We start from the raw sequence: 1,349 nt of genomic DNA on the forward strand, positions 1-1,349 counted from the left end.
GGCGGGCCCTACGCGGTGGTGGCGCACTCGTTCGGCGCGGCGGCCACGGCGGCGGCGCTGCGGGACGGGATGAAGGTGGAGCGCGCGGTCTTCATCTCGCCGCCCGCGGATCCGCTGGCGGGCATCCGGGCCTTCGCGGACACGGTGGGCCTGTCGGAGGCCATGTGGCGGCGGATGGCGGCGCGAATCGAGGCGCGCTTCGACATGCGGCTGGCGGACCTGGCGCTGCCTGCCTTCGCGCCAGGGCTGGACGTGCCGCTGCGCATCTTCCACGACGTGGGGGACCGCGAGGTGCCGCTGGAAGCAGGCGAAGCGGTGGCGCGCGCGTGGCCGGGCGCGAGGCTCACGCGCACGGAAGGACTGGGGCACTTCCGCATCCTCTATGCGCCGGAGGTGCTGTCGCCCGCGGTGGACTTCCTGGCGGAAGGACGGCCGAGCAACGCCTGGCCCGGGCCGGAGCTGCTGGCGTCGGCGGCGTCCGCGCGAGGGATGCCGCCGCGTGGGGTGCACGGAGGCTGAGGGGGAGGCTGCCGCGCGGAGCTGGAGGAGGCAGGTGGATGCTCGGCGGGCCCGGGAGATTCCTCGTGGCTGCTGGCGAGCCTGGGCCTGCTGGCGGGAACATCCCGGCGACGTCGGCACCGTGCAGCCAGTCCGAGCCGGTAATGGAATGCGACCACGACCCAGGCACGCATGGCGCACCCACTGCCTCAGCCCTAGTCGCCCGCTCCACGCGTCAGGCCGCTATGGTTGGGGCCGCCACCAGAGCCCCTTCAGTCCTGCCTGTTCACATGCCTGCCGGGCCGCCTCGGTGACGGCGTCAAAGACATCTTCTCCCTCGATGTACGAGATGTCTGCCGTGAGTGCGTACATCACGCCGTGAGTGACTCCTGAAGACACGGACTCCAGCCTCACCAGGAAGGCTGACGCCCGAAGGCCGCGTGGCACGCAGCCCTCGTCCCGTAGGTGAAGTCCGTGGAGAGCGAGAGGGCGCGGTCTGCCTCCAGTTCGCGGGCGACGAAGGCGTTCTTGTCCTCAAGCAAGGCCTTCGTGGACTTCGTGCGGGCCCTGTAGGTCCGTGGTGCATGGAAACCGTTGCGAATGGATGTTTGTCATTGGTCAACGCAAGGCCAGCAATAGGCTTGCATCGCGCTGGCCACGACAGCAACAGTCCGTACGGCGCTTCCCCCGCTTGTTGATGGAGTCCCTCATGCCCACCCGACTGCTGAGGGATCCCCTCATCTAGCGAGTTGATCAGCACACGCTCGCTCGGCGGCTGCGTGCGAAGGCGCTGGTGTCAGCGCAAAGAGGCAGCCACCATGACGCGCAAGGTGGCCATCGACGAAGAGCAG

General features: G+C 69.3%; 2 protein-coding genes. Both read left to right on the top strand.

Features of this window, described 5'->3' with window-relative positions; all coding sequences use genetic code 11:
• Window positions 1-519, top strand: a 519-nt coding sequence (locus D7W82_RS39645; protein WP_199728031.1) for an alpha/beta fold hydrolase, incomplete at its 5' end; no start/stop codon positions are given.
• A gap of 21 nt (window positions 520-540) precedes the next feature.
• Window positions 541-663 (top strand): MYXO-CTERM sorting domain-containing protein, encoded by a 123-nt coding sequence (locus tag D7W82_RS42640; protein ID WP_120623184.1) that lies wholly within the window; start codon window positions 541-543, stop codon window positions 661-663.
• Window positions 664-1,349 lie beyond the last annotated feature (686 nt).

This window comes from Corallococcus sp. CA049B (genome assembly GCF_003611685.1).
GTDB classification, from domain to species: domain Bacteria; phylum Myxococcota; class Myxococcia; order Myxococcales; family Myxococcaceae; genus Corallococcus; species Corallococcus coralloides.